The 14,431-nt window shown below is 62.9% G+C and carries 17 protein-coding genes; 10 read left to right on the forward strand and 7 right to left on the reverse strand.

Going from position 1 to position 14,431, the window contains the following annotated elements:
- Nucleotides 1–8: 8 nt before the first annotated feature.
- The 6 genes from J5N58_RS14095 (at nucleotide 9) to J5N58_RS14120 (ending at nucleotide 4,874) form a co-directional block, all read left to right on the forward strand.
- Entirely contained in the window at nucleotides 9–758 is a 750-nt protein-coding gene (locus J5N58_RS14095) for a glycerophosphodiester phosphodiesterase family protein (protein ID WP_112829596.1), read from the forward strand.
- Nucleotides 755–1,822 (forward strand): ABC transporter ATP-binding protein, encoded by a 1,068-nt coding sequence (locus J5N58_RS14100; RefSeq protein WP_244711299.1) that lies wholly within the window; start codon nucleotides 755–757, stop codon nucleotides 1,820–1,822. Before J5N58_RS14095 ends, J5N58_RS14100 begins: the two co-directional genes overlap by 4 nt.
- Nucleotides 1,823–1,869: 47 nt before the next feature.
- The gene (locus J5N58_RS14105) at nucleotides 1,870–2,757 is read left to right on the forward strand and encodes a MurR/RpiR family transcriptional regulator (protein ID WP_113442529.1); all 888 of its coding nucleotides are present in this window, start codon (nucleotides 1,870–1,872) and stop codon (nucleotides 2,755–2,757) included.
- Between the two features lie 86 nt (nucleotides 2,758–2,843).
- A complete protein-coding gene (locus tag J5N58_RS14110; protein WP_113339907.1) occupies nucleotides 2,844–3,377 on the forward strand; it encodes a sigma-70 family RNA polymerase sigma factor in 534 nt (177 codons plus the stop codon).
- On the forward strand, nucleotides 3,370–4,140 hold the full coding sequence (locus tag J5N58_RS14115; RefSeq protein WP_113438737.1) for an anti-sigma factor family protein: 771 nt from the start codon (nucleotides 3,370–3,372) through the stop codon (nucleotides 4,138–4,140). Before J5N58_RS14110 ends, J5N58_RS14115 begins: the two co-directional genes overlap by 8 nt.
- A gap of 20 nt (nucleotides 4,141–4,160) precedes the next feature.
- The gene (locus J5N58_RS14120) at nucleotides 4,161–4,874 is read left to right on the forward strand and encodes a Bax inhibitor-1/YccA family protein (RefSeq protein ID WP_244711301.1); all 714 of its coding nucleotides are present in this window, start codon (nucleotides 4,161–4,163) and stop codon (nucleotides 4,872–4,874) included.
- Nucleotides 4,875–5,018: 144 nt separating this feature from the next.
- Here the strand turns inward: J5N58_RS14120 and J5N58_RS14125 are convergent, their stop codons facing one another.
- Nucleotides 5,019–5,456, reverse strand: a complete 438-nt coding sequence (locus J5N58_RS14125; RefSeq protein WP_112829590.1) for an Lrp/AsnC family transcriptional regulator — start codon at nucleotides 5,454–5,456, stop codon at nucleotides 5,019–5,021.
- A gap of 156 nt (nucleotides 5,457–5,612) precedes the next feature.
- Here J5N58_RS14125 and J5N58_RS14130 point away from each other — a divergent pair, with 156 nt between their 5' ends.
- The 4 genes from J5N58_RS14130 (at nucleotide 5,613) to J5N58_RS14145 (ending at nucleotide 8,269) form a co-directional block, all read left to right on the forward strand.
- Nucleotides 5,613–6,659 (forward strand): ornithine cyclodeaminase, encoded by a 1,047-nt coding sequence (locus J5N58_RS14130; RefSeq protein WP_113466240.1) that lies wholly within the window; start codon nucleotides 5,613–5,615, stop codon nucleotides 6,657–6,659.
- A gap of 207 nt (nucleotides 6,660–6,866) precedes the next feature.
- Nucleotides 6,867–7,403, forward strand: coding sequence for a hypothetical protein (locus J5N58_RS14135; RefSeq protein ID WP_162757343.1), 537 nt, complete (start codon nucleotides 6,867–6,869; stop codon nucleotides 7,401–7,403).
- Nucleotides 7,384–7,806 carry a helix-turn-helix domain-containing protein gene (locus tag J5N58_RS14140; protein ID WP_162757342.1) on the forward strand — a complete coding sequence of 141 codons (423 nt, stop codon included), beginning with the start codon at nucleotides 7,384–7,386 and terminating at the stop codon, nucleotides 7,804–7,806. Before J5N58_RS14135 ends, J5N58_RS14140 begins: the two co-directional genes overlap by 20 nt.
- Complete coding sequence (locus J5N58_RS14145) at nucleotides 7,796–8,269, forward strand: hypothetical protein (protein WP_113442521.1); 474 nt, start codon at nucleotides 7,796–7,798, stop codon at nucleotides 8,267–8,269. Before J5N58_RS14140 ends, J5N58_RS14145 begins: the two co-directional genes overlap by 11 nt.
- 124 nt (nucleotides 8,270–8,393) lie before the next feature.
- On the opposite strand, the gene mnhG is transcribed toward J5N58_RS14145, so the two are convergent.
- The 6 genes from mnhG to J5N58_RS14175 are packed head-to-tail and all read right to left on the reverse strand — an operon-like array spanning nucleotide 8,394 to nucleotide 14,427.
- Entirely contained in the window at nucleotides 8,394–8,795 is a 402-nt protein-coding gene (gene mnhG, locus J5N58_RS14150; protein ID WP_244711303.1) for a monovalent cation/H(+) antiporter subunit G, read from the reverse strand.
- Nucleotides 8,792–9,073, reverse strand: coding sequence for a K+/H+ antiporter subunit F (locus J5N58_RS14155; protein ID WP_113442519.1), 282 nt, complete (start codon nucleotides 9,071–9,073; stop codon nucleotides 8,792–8,794). The genes mnhG and J5N58_RS14155 overlap by 4 nt, the downstream gene beginning before the upstream one ends.
- A complete protein-coding gene (locus J5N58_RS14160; protein WP_113339899.1) occupies nucleotides 9,070–9,546 on the reverse strand; it encodes a Na+/H+ antiporter subunit E in 477 nt (158 codons plus the stop codon). Before J5N58_RS14160 ends, J5N58_RS14155 begins: the two co-directional genes overlap by 4 nt.
- Nucleotides 9,546–11,171 carry a monovalent cation/H+ antiporter subunit D gene (locus J5N58_RS14165; protein WP_113339898.1) on the reverse strand — a complete coding sequence of 542 codons (1,626 nt, stop codon included), beginning with the start codon at nucleotides 11,169–11,171 and terminating at the stop codon, nucleotides 9,546–9,548. The genes J5N58_RS14160 and J5N58_RS14165 overlap by 1 nt, the downstream gene beginning before the upstream one ends.
- The gene (locus J5N58_RS14170) at nucleotides 11,168–11,506 is read right to left on the reverse strand and encodes a Na+/H+ antiporter subunit C (RefSeq protein ID WP_112827124.1); all 339 of its coding nucleotides are present in this window, start codon (nucleotides 11,504–11,506) and stop codon (nucleotides 11,168–11,170) included. Before J5N58_RS14170 ends, J5N58_RS14165 begins: the two co-directional genes overlap by 4 nt.
- On the reverse strand, nucleotides 11,506–14,427 hold the full coding sequence (locus J5N58_RS14175; protein WP_112827123.1) for a monovalent cation/H+ antiporter subunit A: 2,922 nt from the start codon (nucleotides 14,425–14,427) through the stop codon (nucleotides 11,506–11,508). Before J5N58_RS14175 ends, J5N58_RS14170 begins: the two co-directional genes overlap by 1 nt.
- Between the last annotated feature and the right edge of the window lie 4 nt (nucleotides 14,428–14,431).

A 14,431-nucleotide genomic window follows, 5' to 3' on the forward strand; every position in this document is an offset into this window, starting at 1 on the left:
AACAGAAAATGACACATATCGCATCCCATCGCGGCGGAACGCTCGAATTCGGCGACAGCACGCCCCGCGGCTTTTCGGCAACCGCGATCATGGCGCTGGAGGAGGTGGAATTCGATGTACACCCGACCGCCGACGGCGCCATCATCGTGCATCACGACGCCACGCTCGACGCTAGCACGGACCGCACCGGCGCAATCGCCGGCCTGACTGTGTCAGAGGTCCGCGCCGCCACCATCAATTACGGCGAGGGCGGCCATCCGCTCACGCTCGAGGAACTCTGCATCATCTTCTCGAAAAGCCGCGTCGATTTCCGCTGCGAAATCAAGCCGGGCGCCGATGGCCGCCCCTACCGCGATTTCGTGCCGCGCGTGGTCGAGACCCTTGCCAGCAACGGCATGCTGGAACGCACCACCTTCTCCTCCTTCCTGATCGAGGCGCTGGACGAGGTCGCGGCGGCGACGGACCGGCCCAGGCTCTGGCTGGTCAGCCCGCCGGTACTCCGCCAGCTCGGAACGTCCGCCGTGATCGAGCTTGCCCACGCCCATGAGATCCCGGAGATCGGCGTCCATATCGACACGGCCGACACAGAGCTGATGGCCGAAATCAGGGCCGCCGGCCTCGATTTCGGCTGCTGGGCCGCCCACACCGCGCCGCAGATCGAAAAGGCGCTTTCGCTCGGCGTCAAGGTTTTCACCACCGACCGACCGAGCCTCGCCATCGCCATTCGCAACGAGAAAAACCGGGAGACAAACCGATGAGCGGCATTTCCCTTCGTTCCATCCGGAAGTCCTATGCCGGCGGGCCGCAGATCCTCCACGGCGTTTCGATGGACATCCGCCCCGGCGAATTCGTCGTCATCGTCGGCCCCTCGGGTTGCGGCAAGTCCACGCTGCTGCGGCTCATCGCCGGGCTGGAGCGCGTCGACGAAGGCGAGATCGAAATCGGCGGCAGGCGGGCGAACGATCTGGCGCCGCAGGATCGCGACATCGCCATGATCTTCCAGAACTACGCGCTCTATCCGCACATGACGGTGCGCCAGAACATCGCCTTCGGGCTCGAACTGCGCGGCATGCCGAAGGCGGAGCGCAATGCGCGGGCCGAAAGCGTGGCGAAGACGCTGCAGCTCGAAGCCTATCTCGACCGCAAGCCCGGCGCGCTCTCCGGCGGCCAGCGGCAGCGCGTGGCGATGGGCCGCGCCATGGCCCGCAACACCTCGACCTTCCTGATGGACGAGCCGCTGTCGAACCTCGACAATGCGCTGCGCGTCGCCATGCGCACCGAGATCAAGGAACTGCACCGGGCGCTCGGAGCGACCATCGTCTACGTCACGCACGACCAGACGGAGGCTCTCTCGCTCGCCAACCGCATCGCGGTGATGAAGGGCGGCCATCTCCAGCAGTTCGATACGCCCGAGGCGATCTACGACCGTCCCGCCAACCGCTTCGTCGCCGGTTTCCTCGGCGCGCCGGCGATGAACTTCCTGCCGGCGGCCAAGATCCCCGGCTGGCGGGGCCGGCAGGACATCACCATCGGCTTTCGCCCCGAACATATCGCGGTCCGGTCGGAGGAGCCCGCGGGACCGGCGCTGCCCATGCGGCTTCTGCTTTCCGAAATGACCGGTTCCGACATCATCCTGCATTGCGACAGCGATGCTGGCCGCCTGACGCTGACCTGCCCGCGCGAGACGATGCCGCAAAATACCGAAAGGCTTTGGGCGGTCTGCGATTTCGGCCGGGCGCTCTATTTCGACGACAAGAGCGAGAACCGCATCGAGCTTGCGCCGGACGACACGCCCGCGCATGCTGCCGGAATCGGGTATTGAACCCGGACACCCCGGAAACGTCAGGGCTGACAAACAGACGGGAAGCAATGGACAGACAAAGCGAAGTTCCGCAGGCGCTCGGCGACCTCATCAATCGCAATTCGACCCGGCTGACGGAGGCCGACACCCGATTGCTGGACGTCCTGATGCAGGACCCGGTCCGGGCGGCGATGGACAACGGCAAGGAGGTCTCCTCCCGAGCCGGGGTGCATCCGGCATCGGCCGTGCGGCTCGCCCGCCGCCTGGGGTTCAAGGGCTATCCCGAGTTCCGCAGCTTTCTCCAGGCCAATCTGCTGGAGGGCGGCGGCGATTTCGACAATCCCGCAGCGCGCATTGCCGCCCGGCTGGTGCGGGCGGAAGACGGCGGCGTGCTGTCTTCCGTGCTGGACAGCGAGATCGCCGCGCTGGAGCGCCTCCGCAACACGGTTTCCGACGCCGATATCAGGGCCTTCTCCGAATGCCTGCGCAAGAGCCGCCGCATCTTCCTGTTCGGCCAGGGGCATTTCTCGTCGCTTTCCGCGCTGGTCTCCCTTCGCCTCAACCGTTCGGGCTATGAGACCGTCGATCTCGCGGCCCGGATGAACCAGCTTCCCGAAACGCTGAACACGCTTGCCGCAGGCGACGTCGTCTGGCTGCTCGCCTTCCGCAAGGTCTCTCCCCTCATCCAGGAAATGCGCACGATCGCCCGGCAAAGGGGCGCGGAAGTCCTGATGCTCACCGATGTCCTGAACGCCCGCCTCGATCCGGCCCCCGATCACCAGATCCTCGTTTCGCGCGGCAAGGCCGGGGATTCGCAATCGCTGGTGGTGCCGATGACGATCGCCAACGCAGTGATCCTCGATCTGGCCGCCATCGACGACGGCCGCTCTCTCCGGTCGCTCGCCGGCTTCAAATCCTTCCGGGAGGATTGCGGCCTGTCGCGGGCGCTGGTCTAGACGGGCGTTCGACGCTCATACGGCCGGGCCTTGAAAAAATCTCGGACCGGCTGGAATAAAAACCGGGCCAGTCCGTATACAGGGGTATGGACAGCAACAAGAGATCGTTCGACGTGATAGGCCAGCTCGCCTCCCTGAGGCGGTATGCGCGCTCGCTCACGCGCAATTCCGGCGATGCCGAAGATCTCGTGCACGATGCGCTGGTGCGCGCCTATGAGCGCCGCGCCACCTTCAGGCCCGGCTCCAACCTGCGCAACTGGCTGCTCTCCATCGTCCACAACGCCCATGTCGACCGCCTGCGCTCGTCGATCAGCCGCAGGCGGCACGAGGGCGAGGACGGGGACGCGCTGGGCGAGCCGACGTCCTTTCCCGCACAGCAGGAACACGCCGTCAGGCTTCGGCAGGTGCGCGAGGCCTTCATGACGCTGCCCGAAGAACAGCGGGAGGCGCTGCATCTCGTCGCCATCGAGGAGCTTTCCTATCAGGAAGCCGCCGATACGCTCGGCATTCCCGTGGGCACCCTGATGTCGCGCGTGTCGCGCGCCCGCGCCGCATTACGGTCCTTCGAGGACGGCAGACAACCCAACCATCTGAGACTTGTAGGAGGCGGAAATGAGTGACGAGACCCCCGTTCTCGACAGCGATCTCGACGCCTATATCGACAACCAGCTCGATGCCGCAGGCCGTCTGCGGGTCGAGATGTGGCTTGCACGGCATCCCGAAACCGCCGCCCGCGTGATGGAGGATATCGGCCTCCAGACGACGCTTCGCCTGGCGCTTGCGGAGGCCGCGCCTTTCGCCAGACCCGAGACGCGCGAGGCGGCGAGAAGGCTCGCCTCCGGCCTTGCCGGTCAGCGCATGTGGCAGGCGGTGCGGCGCGTCGCGGCGGTCGCCGGCCTATTCGCCGCCGGCTGGTTTGCCAATGCCACCGTCCATCCCTTCGGCGCCAGGGAGGTGGTGGCCTCGGTGCATCCGCCATCCTTCGTCGAACAGGCCGTGCAGGCCCACCAGACCTCGCTCGTGCGCGAAACCATGCCCTCCCAGCCCGAGACCCGCCTGCTCGACCGCAGCGATATCCGGGCGGCCACGGCGATCGGGCTTCCCGAGCTTCCGGGAGACTGGACGGTGACCGACGTGCAGGTCTTCCCCTCGCCCTTCGGCCCAAGCGTCGAAATGGGCATTAAGACGCCGCAAAGCGGTCGCCTGTCACTCTTTGCGGTCAGGCCCGGCTATTTCGCCGTCGAGCCGGTCACCCATCTGGCGCTGTCGAATGCGACGGTCGCCTGGTGGCAGATCGGCGAGGTCGCCTATGCCATCGTTTCCAGCACGCCCGACGCCGGTCTCGACGACAAGGCCGGCCGCCTCATGAAATCCCTTCACTGATCCACAACGGAGATCACGATATGTACCCCAACCAGAATCGCTTCGGCGGCCTCAGCCAGACATCGGCCGCCGCCTTCGACGAGGGCCTGCGCCAGCACATGCTGCGCGTCTACAACTACATGGGCCTCGGCCTCGTGCTGACGGGCATCGTCGCATTCGTCGTCGGCTCGACGCCGGCGCTCTACGTGCCGATCTTCTCCACGCCGCTGAAGTGGATGGTGATGCTGGCGCCGCTCGCCTTCGTCTTCTTCTTCTCGTTCCGCATCCACTCGATGTCGGCCTCGACCGCGCAACTGACCTTCTGGGCCTTCTGCGCCGTGATGGGCCTGTCGCTCGCTTCGGTCTTCCTCGTGTTCACCGGCGCCAGCATCGCCCGCACCTTCTTCATCGCCGCCACCATGTTCGGCGCGACCAGCCTCTACGGCTATGTCACCAAGCGTGACCTGTCGCAGTTCGGCTCCTTCCTCATCATGGGCCTGATCGGCGTGATGATCGCCTCGATCGTCAACATCTTCCTCGGCTCGACTGCCCTGCAATTCGCCATCTCGGTGATCGGCATCGCCGTCTTCGTCGGCCTCACCGCCTGGGATACGCAGAACATCAAGGAACAGTATGCCGAGAACTTCGACCAGGAATCGCAGCAGAAGCTTGCCGTCTTCGGCGCGCTGTCGCTCTACCTGAACTTCGTCAACATCTTCCAGCTGCTGCTGAACTTCACCGGCGAACGCGAATAGGGCCGGCAGCAAACCCATACGGAACATGAGGATGGCGGCGGGCCCACGACGGCCTGCCGCCATCGTCGCAAAGAGAGCCGTCCCAAGCCTCTTCACAAGCCGCTTCCAGCCGAAGACGGGCCCGTCCGGTCCGCCGGTACGGTCTCACACGGAACTGAGCAGCAGGCTCGTCTCGCTGTTCGAGACACCATCGATCATGCGCACCTCGCGCAGCACCCGGTCGAAATCGGAGAGGCTGCCGGCGCGGATATTGGCGATCAGGTCCCAGTTGCCGTTGGTGGTGTGCAGCGAGGAAATCTCGGGGATGCCGTGCAGCTTGCGGATGACCTGGGTCGTCGACTTGCCGATCACCTCGATCATCATCACCGCATGCACCGAGCGGTCGTCGTAATCCTCCCGCACCCGGACGGTGAAGCCGAGCAGCGTGCCCGTCTCCGTCAGACGGTCCAGCCGGTTCTGCACCGTGCCGCGGGCCACGCCGAGCGCATCGGAAAGCTTGGCGAGCGACGCGCGCCCGTCGATGCGCAGATGGGCGATGATGCGCCGGTCGAGTTCGTCGGGGATGTATTTGGCGACGCTCATGGGTTCGCTCCCGGCTTTACGGATGGCATTTTGGCAATATTGACAAATCTGCTATACAATTTGCCCATATTTCTGGCGAAAACAACATGGTTTTGCGATTTCGGTTAGCGGAGGCATCTTGCTAACCTGGGCTTTGACCAAGCCAAGGAACCGTCCATGCCGCAATCGCCCTCCGAAAAGGCTCTCATTCCCTTCGTCAGCGTCGAGAATATGATGCGCCTCGTCCATCACGTCGGCATCGAGACGATGCTTGTCGAGCTGACGGATGTGATCGAGGAGGATTTCCGCCGCTGGGAGAGCTTCGACAAGACGCCGCGCGTCGCCTCCCATTCGCGCGAGGGCGTGATCGAGCTGATGCCGACCTCCGACGGCGAGCTCTACGGCTTCAAATATGTGAACGGCCATCCGAAGAACATGGCCGAGGGGCTGCAGACGGTGACGGCCTTCGGCCTGCTGGCGAAGGTTTCGACCGGCTATCCGGTGCTTTTGACCGAAATGACCCTGCTGACGGCGCTACGCACCGCGGCGACCTCGGCCATGGCGGCGCGGCACCTCGCGCCGAAGGGGGCGAAGGTCATGGCGATGATCGGCAACGGGGCGCAGGCCGAATTCCAGGCGCTGGCGATGAAGGTCGTGCTCGGCATCGAAGAAGTCAGGCTCTACGATATCGACCGCCGGGCGACGGAAAAGACGGTCCGCAATCTCGAAGGGTCCGGCCTGCGCGTCACCGCCTGCACCTCGGCGCAGTCGGCCATCGAGGGCGCGGCGATCATCACCACCTGCACCGCCGACAAGCAGTTCGCCACCATTCTCACCGACAACATGGTCGGCGCCGGCGTGCACATCAACGCCATCGGCGGCGACTGCCCCGGCAAGACGGAACTGCACCGCGACATTCTTCTCCGCGCCGACACCTTCGTCGAATATCCGCCGCAGACCCGCATCGAGGGCGAGATCCAGCAGATGGCGCCGGATTATCCGGTGACCGAACTCTGGCGCGTGGTGCGCGGCGAAGCCGAGGGACGGCGCGACGCAAGCCAGATCACCCTTTTCGACTCGGTCGGCTTCGCCACCGAGGATTTCTCCGCGCTCCGCTATGTCCGCGAAAAGCTCAAGGGCACCGATTTCTATCAGGAAATCGACATCATCGCCGACCCCGACGACCCGCGCGATCTGTTCGGGATGTTGCAGCGGGCGCGGTAAGGGGGCAGTGCTGGCACCGGCTTGACGCCACAGCGCCATGCGCGCCATTCTTAGTGGGCGTTCAGCCCTTAGTTGCGATTCGTGGTCGGTGCTTTGCCAGACTAGAGTAGGACTGAAGGCAGTTCCCTCTTTTCACGCTGCACTCCTGAGCCTCTGCAACATGATATCCAGAATTATCGAAATGTTAACTATTTGAGGCGCAAATAGTTGACTTATAACGCAACTGATCGCATATTGTATCAAGCCGTGGATACTGGCCAACTTGTGCAGAGGTATCCATTGGAGACGAGCGCCTCCGTGCGAAGGCTTTTCGTCACGCCGGAGATAAACGAAATTCTGGACGGTAATGATGCTGCTTTCAAGAACCTACCTATGGTCGAAACTGAAACCATCATTGGGCGTTTTTGCGCCGGCCACTTCATAACTGCCAGCCTTCAGGGAAATTCGGAATTAAAGCCTGATTTCGAGAAGCTCCAAGGACTGGATGAAGTTTGGGCGATCTGCGCAAGAAAGCCGAGAATGTGGCAGGTCCGCATTTTCGGGAGATTTATCTCCAAAGGCTGCTTTGTCGCGTTTGGCTTTCATGAGCGCGTCGTGCTCGGAATACGTGAAAACTACAATGCTAAAGCTTCTGAGGTGCCGGCTCTCTGGAACGATGTTCTCGGGACATGCGTTCGATATGAGGCAGGCTCTGTAGATGAATATTTTGGTGGAGTGTGCCGCGATGTCGATGAACAAATCTGACAAGATCGCTAAAGAATACAAGAGGGAAATGCTGAAATCGGCATTCGTCAGCCTCTTCTGGTCAGTCATTTCCCATCGGAAGAAAAACGGCGGAAGCATGAAGGAACTTGCCGATAAGCTATCGATTGATAAGTCCGCCGTTTCGAGATGGTTTTCTGGGAAAAATCCCAATTGGGAGCTTAACACAATCGCTGATATTGCAGGCGCACTCGATCTGGATATCCGGATCGAAGCTGTCCACCGTAAGACTGGGCAGGTTTTCACATGCTCTGGCGACGTGAGATCCTCCGGCATGGCCATCAGAACGAAGTCGAACGTTCTTAGGATAAACGGTGGCCCCAAATTTAGGTCCAGCACGACTGGAGAGTCGATAGAATCTCAGGGGGCCAAGATTGTCGCCTAATATTGAGACGTTCAAGCCTCACGGATTCACCATCTTCTGTGAGGACTTGCGTGAAGAATTGTCAGGGCAGACGACGTATGTGGGTGTGTACGGCGACGCCATGTTCACTGATGAACCGCTGCCATTTACACTCCGCCAATTGTGCATGGCGGTGCATCTTTTCGATGAACCTCAGGCATCACCTTCAAAACTTATCATAAAGATAGCTCAGCCTGGCGAAGACATCGAAAAACCGACTTTTTCTTTCGAGGTGACCCCAAATTTTGAACTTCTGGACCTGCCTGACATAGGCGACATGCCCAAACGCCCTCGCGCGCATGTAGTCTTGAAAATGGTCGGAACTCCGCCGGAAATCAAGCAATATGGCCGTATCCGTGTCGCCGCAGATTGGAATGGGAATTTTGTACCTTTAGGTTCTCTGGCGATAGCCCCGCTGACGGATGACGTGAGAAACAAGAAATAATCATTCTGTTACGCTAGACTGCTCGGGAAGTCTTGATGGTTCACAGCCTTTATCGGTTTCTCTTTAACTATTCAGTCGGCGGGGATCTGTCCAAGGTCTCGACGGTAGTTAGACCAAATCCCCTTCAGAGCCTCTCCACCGGCATCACCTCGCTTTCGCTCCTGTCCCCGGCAGCCTTGCCGATCCCGCCCGGCACGCCGTTCTTGCCTTCGGTGCGGTCGCGGTAGAGGGCGGCGCGGGCGAGGAGCAGGAAGGTGACCGGGGTGGTGACGGTGACGAACAGGCCGATCAGGAGTTCGTGCAGCACCGGCTTCTGCAGGGAGAAGCTGAAATAGAGCATGGAGGCGATCATCACGCCGCCGATGCCCCAGCTCGTTCCGAGCGTGGGCGCGTGGATGCGCTCGTAGAAGGTTCCGAGCCGCAGGAAGCCAATGGCGCCGATCAGCGCCAGCGACGCGCCGAACAGCAGGAAGAAGGCGACCGCGACCGCGACGGCAAGCGGAATATCGGCTGCGGGCTGTATCATTCGATCACCTCGCCGCGCATCAGGAACTTGGCGAGCGCCACCGTGGCGACGAAGCCGAGCATGCCGATGACCAGCGCCGCCTCGAAATAGACCACCCGCCCCGTTCCGATCCCGAAGGTGACGAGCATCAGCATGGCGTTGATGTAGAGCGCATCGAGCCCGATGATCCTGTCCTGGGCGCGCGGTCCGCGAAACATGCGGATGGACGCGATCGCCATCGCCACCGCCAGCATCGACTGGGCGATCGCAACCGCAGTGAAGATTATGATGGCGCTCATGCGAATATCTCCATCAGCAGCTTTTCATAGCGGTTCTTGACCATATCCACCCAGGCGGCCTCGTCTGCGACGTCGAGCACATGCAGGAGGACCGTCCGGTCGTGGGAATTGTATTCCAGCCATGCCGAACCCGGCGTGCTCGTGAGGATGATGGCCAGAAACGCAAGGCCGGTCCGGTTTTCCAGCTCCAGCGGCAGGGTGACGAAGGCGGGGGCATGCCCTTTCCTGCGGCCTTTGAGGATGACCATGGCGACCGCGATGTTGGAAAGGAGGACATCGTAGAGAACGATCGCCGCAAGCTTCGGCAGCAGATACCATTTCTTCAGCCTCGGCTTGTCGGGCCGGAGCGACGCCATGCCCCAAGAGGCGAAGGTCGCGACGATCAGGCCGAGAAGGAGGTGGCCGGGCGTGAAGCCGTTGAGCAGCAGCCACATGACGACGAGAAAGACGGTGAGAACGGGATAGGGAAACATCAATCGCCCTCCGTTCCGGGCCGTTTGCCGACACCCGGCAGCACGGCCGCATTCCTCACGGCGTCGATATAGATATCCGGATTGCCGAGCGTGCGGATCGTCTTGTCCATATAGTGCATGGCAGGTCCCGCGCGCACCGTCAGCGCAAGGGTGAGCGCCAGCAGGAACATCACCGGCACGATCTCGATCACGAGAACGCGCGGCACGGTTCCCTCGATCGACGTCCAGAAGGTGCGGATGCCGGCGCGGGTCATGGAAATCAGCGCCGCGAGGCCCGACAGGATGACCAGGATAATCAGCGTCCAGACGGCGGCGGTCGGCGGCACGCCGATGGCGCCCGTGCCCATCATCGCCGAGAGCATGGCGAATTTGGCGATGAAGCCCGACAGCGGCGGCAGGCCGGACAGAAGGATGGCGCAGGCCGCAAAGCAGGTGCCGAGGATCGCCATGGTGCCCGGCATGGTCACGCCCTCCCCCTCCTCCGGTTCGCCCTCCTCGCCCTCGCCATAGGCCTCCATGGTGACGGCGAGAACGGCGGCGCCCGCATCCTGTCCGCGTTCGACGAGTTCGATCAGCATGAAGAAGGCGCTGATCGTCAGCGTCGAGGAGACGAGATAGAGAAGCGCGCCGGAGGACACCGCGCCGTCATTGATGCCGAGCACCATCAAGAGCGTGCCGGAGGAGACAAGCACCGAAAAGCCGGCGAGACGTCCGAGCGCCTGGGAGGCGAGCACGCCGATGATGCCGAAGATCAGCGTCGCGATGCCGCCGAAGACGAGGAAACTCGCGCCGAAGCCCGCCGACGGTCCGCTGCCGAACAGCAGCATGGTGAGCCTGAGAATGACATAGATGCCGAGCTTGCTGAGGATGGCGAAGACGCCGGCGACCGGGGCAGACGCCGCGCTATAGGCGGTCGGCAGCCAGAAGCAGAGCGGCCACATGCCGGCCTTGATGAGGAAGGCGATGCCGAGCACGGCGGCACCCGCCTCCATCAGCATGCGGCGGTCCGGTTCGATCTGCGGAATGCGGGCGGCGAGATCGGCCATGTTGAGCGTGCCGGCGGTGCCGTAGATCAGGCTGACGCCGATCAGGAAAAGGAGCGCTGCCGCAAGGTTGACCGCGATGTAATGCAGGCCGGCCTTCACCCTCAGCGGGCCCGAGCCATGCAGCAGCAGGCCGTAGGAAGCCGCCAGCATCACCTCGAAGAAGACGAAGAGATTGAACAGGTCGCCGGTGAGGAAGGCGCCGTTGACCCCCATCAGCAAAAGCTGGAACATGGTGTGGAAATGGGCGCCCACGGCATGCCAGCGGGCAAGCGAATAGACGAGCGCCGCAATGGCGACGACGGCCGTCAAAAGCAGCATCAGCGCGGAAAGCCCGTCCAGCACCAGCACGATGCCGAAGGGCGCTGCCCAGTTGCCGAGCAGATAGACGCCCTCGAAAGCCTCATGCCTGTTCTCGATCCCGAAGAGCGCAAGCGCCACGGCTACGAGCAGCAGCGTTGCAACGAGGCTTATCATCGCCTTCGTCACGCGCTGGCGCTCGTTGACGAACAGCAGGACGGCGGCCGCCACGAGCGGAACGAGGATCGGCGCGATGATGAGGTGGTGGGACCAGCCGCTCATCGGGAGCCCCCCTTGCCGTCGACATGGTCGGTGCCGGTCAGCCCGCGCGAGGCGAGCAGCACGACGAGGAAGAGCGCCGTGGTGGCGAAACCGATGACGATGGCGGTCAAGACCAGCGCCTGCGGCACGGGGTCGGCGATCATCGAGGTCGATGCGCCTTCCTCGAGAATGGGCGGCAGGTTCGATTTCACCCCGCCCACGCCGAAGATGAACAGGTTCACCGCGTAGGAGAGCAGCGAAAGGCCGATGATGACCTGATAGGTGCGCGGGCGCAGGATCAGCCAGACGCCGCAGCTGGTCATGACGCCGATTGCGATCGAGAGAATGATCTCCATCAGGCCTCCTTCGCCTTTTCCATTTCAGCCGCGTGAAGGCGGTTGATACGGATGGACTGGTGCGCGAGTGCCACGAGGATGAGGACGGTGGAGCCGACGACTAGCGAGAAGACGCCGAGGTCGAACAGAAGCGCGGTCGCGGCCGGCATCTTGCCTATCAGCGGAAGCTCTATGTAGCGGAAATGCGAGGTGAGGAACGGATAGCCGAAGAGCCATGCGCCCGCGCCGGTGGCGGTTGCGGTCAGGAGACCGATGCCCATCCAGCGCAGCGGCAGGATGCGCAGGCGATCCTCGGCCCAGCGCGTGCCGCCGGCGAGATATTGCAGCAGGAAGGCGATCGACAGCGTCAGCCCGGCCGAAAAGCCGCCACCCGGCAGGTCGTGGCCACGCATGAAGATGTAGACGGAGAAGGTGATGATGACCGGGAACAGCCACTGCATGATGACCGAGGGCACGAACAGGTAGTCCTTCACCGTATCGCCCGCCGAGCGTCCCGGCCGCTCCTCGTCCAGACGGTTCTGGATCTGCTGCTGTTCCGGCATTGCCATGCTGTCGGCGGCGGGACGGAAACGCCTGAGCAGGGCAAAGACGGTGAGCGCCACGACGCCGAGGACGGTGATCTCTCCGAGCGTGTCGAAGCCGCGGAAATCCACCAGGATGACGTTGACGACATTGCGCCCGCCGCCCTGCGAATAGGCATTGGTGAGGAAGTAGTTGGCGATGGCGTCGGGCACCGGCATCGTCATCACGGCATAGGCGATGAAGGTCATGCCGATGCCGCAGGCGACCGCCAGCGCGAGATCGCGGAAGCGGCGGAAGCGAGCGCGCAGCGTAATCATCTCGTCGACGTTTTCGGAACGCTTCGGCAACCAGCGCAGGCCGAGCAGGATGAGAACCGTCGTCACGATCTCGACGAGAAGCTGGGTGATCGCCAGATCCGGCGCGGAAAGCCAGACGAAGGTGACGCAGACGATCAGTCCGACGCCGCCGAGCATGACGAGCGCCGCGAGACGGTGGTATTTGGCAAGGTAAGCCGTGCCTATCGCAAGGCAGACGCCGATCAGCCAGAGCGCGGCGAAGGTGGGATCGACGCCGGAAAATGCGAAGGGGCGAGGCTCGAAGGAGGAAAGGTAGAGCGGCAGGAGGCCGGCGAAGAAGCCCATGGCCACCACCCAGCGCAGCTGCGGCTGGAGATTGCGCGTGCCGATGCGCTTTTCGGCCTGCCGCGCCCAGTGCCACGACACCTCGACGAGCACGCGCTCGAAGATGCGCTGGCCATGCAATCGCCGCAACAGCGGCGGCCCGTCCTCGCAGCGCGCCAGATAGTTCCGGAACACGACATAAAGGAGGGTGCCGCCGACGAGCGCGACGACGCTCATCGCCAGCGGCAGGTTGAAACCATGCCAGACCGCAAGGTCGTATTCCGGCGTCTGCGGCCCGAGCACGCTGGAGACGGCGGTCAGGAGAAACGGCCCGACGGAGATGGCGGGCGCAATGCCGACGACGAGGCAGATCAGCACCAGAAATTCTATCGGGAAACGCATCCAGCGCGGGGGCTCGTGCGGCTTTTCCTTGGGCAGACCGACCGGCGGCGGCCCGAAGAAGACGGTGTGGATGAAGCGCAGCGAATAGGCGACGGAAAACGCGCTCGCAAGCGTTGCCACATAGGGAAGGATGCGGTCGAGAATGGAATCGGCATGGGTCTGCACCGCTTCTGCGAAGAACATTTCCTTGGAGAGGAAGCCGTTCAACAGCGGCACGCCCGCCATCGCGGCGCTCGCCACCATGGCGAGCCGCGCCGTTATCGGCATGAAGCGGTAGAGGCCGGAGAGCTTGCGGATATCGCGCGTGCCGGTCTCGTGGTCGATGATGCCGGCGGCCATGAAGAGCGAAGCCTTGAACGTCGCGTGGTTCAGCATGTGGAAGATCGCCGCAACGGTGGCGAGCGGGCTTCCGAGGCTGAGCAAGGTGGTAATCAGGCCGAGATGGCTGATCGTCGAATAGGCGAGCAGGCCCTTCATATCCTGCTGGAACATGGCGAAATAGGCACCGAGCAACAGCGTGACGATTCCGGCGGCGCCAACGAGCCAGAACCATTCATAGGTTCCCGCCAGGGCCGGCCAGAAGCGCGCAAGCAGGAAGACGCCGGCCTTGACCATGGTCGCCGAATGCAGGAACGCCGAAACGGGGGTGGGAGCCGCCATGGCGTTGGGCAGCCAGAAATGGAACGGGAACTGGGCGCTCTTGGTCAGGGCGCCGAGCAGGATGAAAACCAGCGCCGGCACATAGAGCGCGTGGCCGCGGATGAGATCGCCGGAGCGCAGGATCTTGTCGAGATCGTAGCTGCCGACGATGTTGCCGATCAGAAGCAGGCCGATCAGCAGGCAGAAGCCGCCGATGCCGGTGATCGTCAGCGCCATGCGGGCGCCGTCGCGCGCCGCCGCGGCGTTGTGCCAGTAGCTGATGAGCAGGAAGGAAAAGATGCTGGTCAGCTCCCAGAAGACCGACAGCAGGATGACATTGCCCGAGATGACGATGCCGAGCATCGCCCCCATGAAAGCCAGCAGGAAGGAAAAGAACCGCGGAACCGGGTCGTCCTCCGACATGTAGTAGCGCGCATAGACGATGACGAGCAGGCCGATGCCGGTAATCAGCACGCAGAACATCCAGGCAAAGCCGTCCATCCTGAGCTTGAAGGCAAGTCCGAGCTGGGGAACCCATTCCGCCTCGAAACGAAGCGGTTCGCCGCCCGATATGGCGGGATAGGCGAGAAGCACGATCAGGAGGGAAGAAAACGCCACGACGCCGGCCACCCAGGACGGCAGCACCCGCGAAGACGTGTTCAGAAGAAAGACCGAAATCAGGCTTCCGGCGAAAGGCAGCATCAACAGGACAAGGAGGAAATGCGAATCCAGCGTTATCCCA

Source organism: Paenirhizobium cremeum (assembly GCF_022884085.1).
Lineage (GTDB): Bacteria > Pseudomonadota > Alphaproteobacteria > Rhizobiales > Rhizobiaceae > Allorhizobium > Allorhizobium cremeum.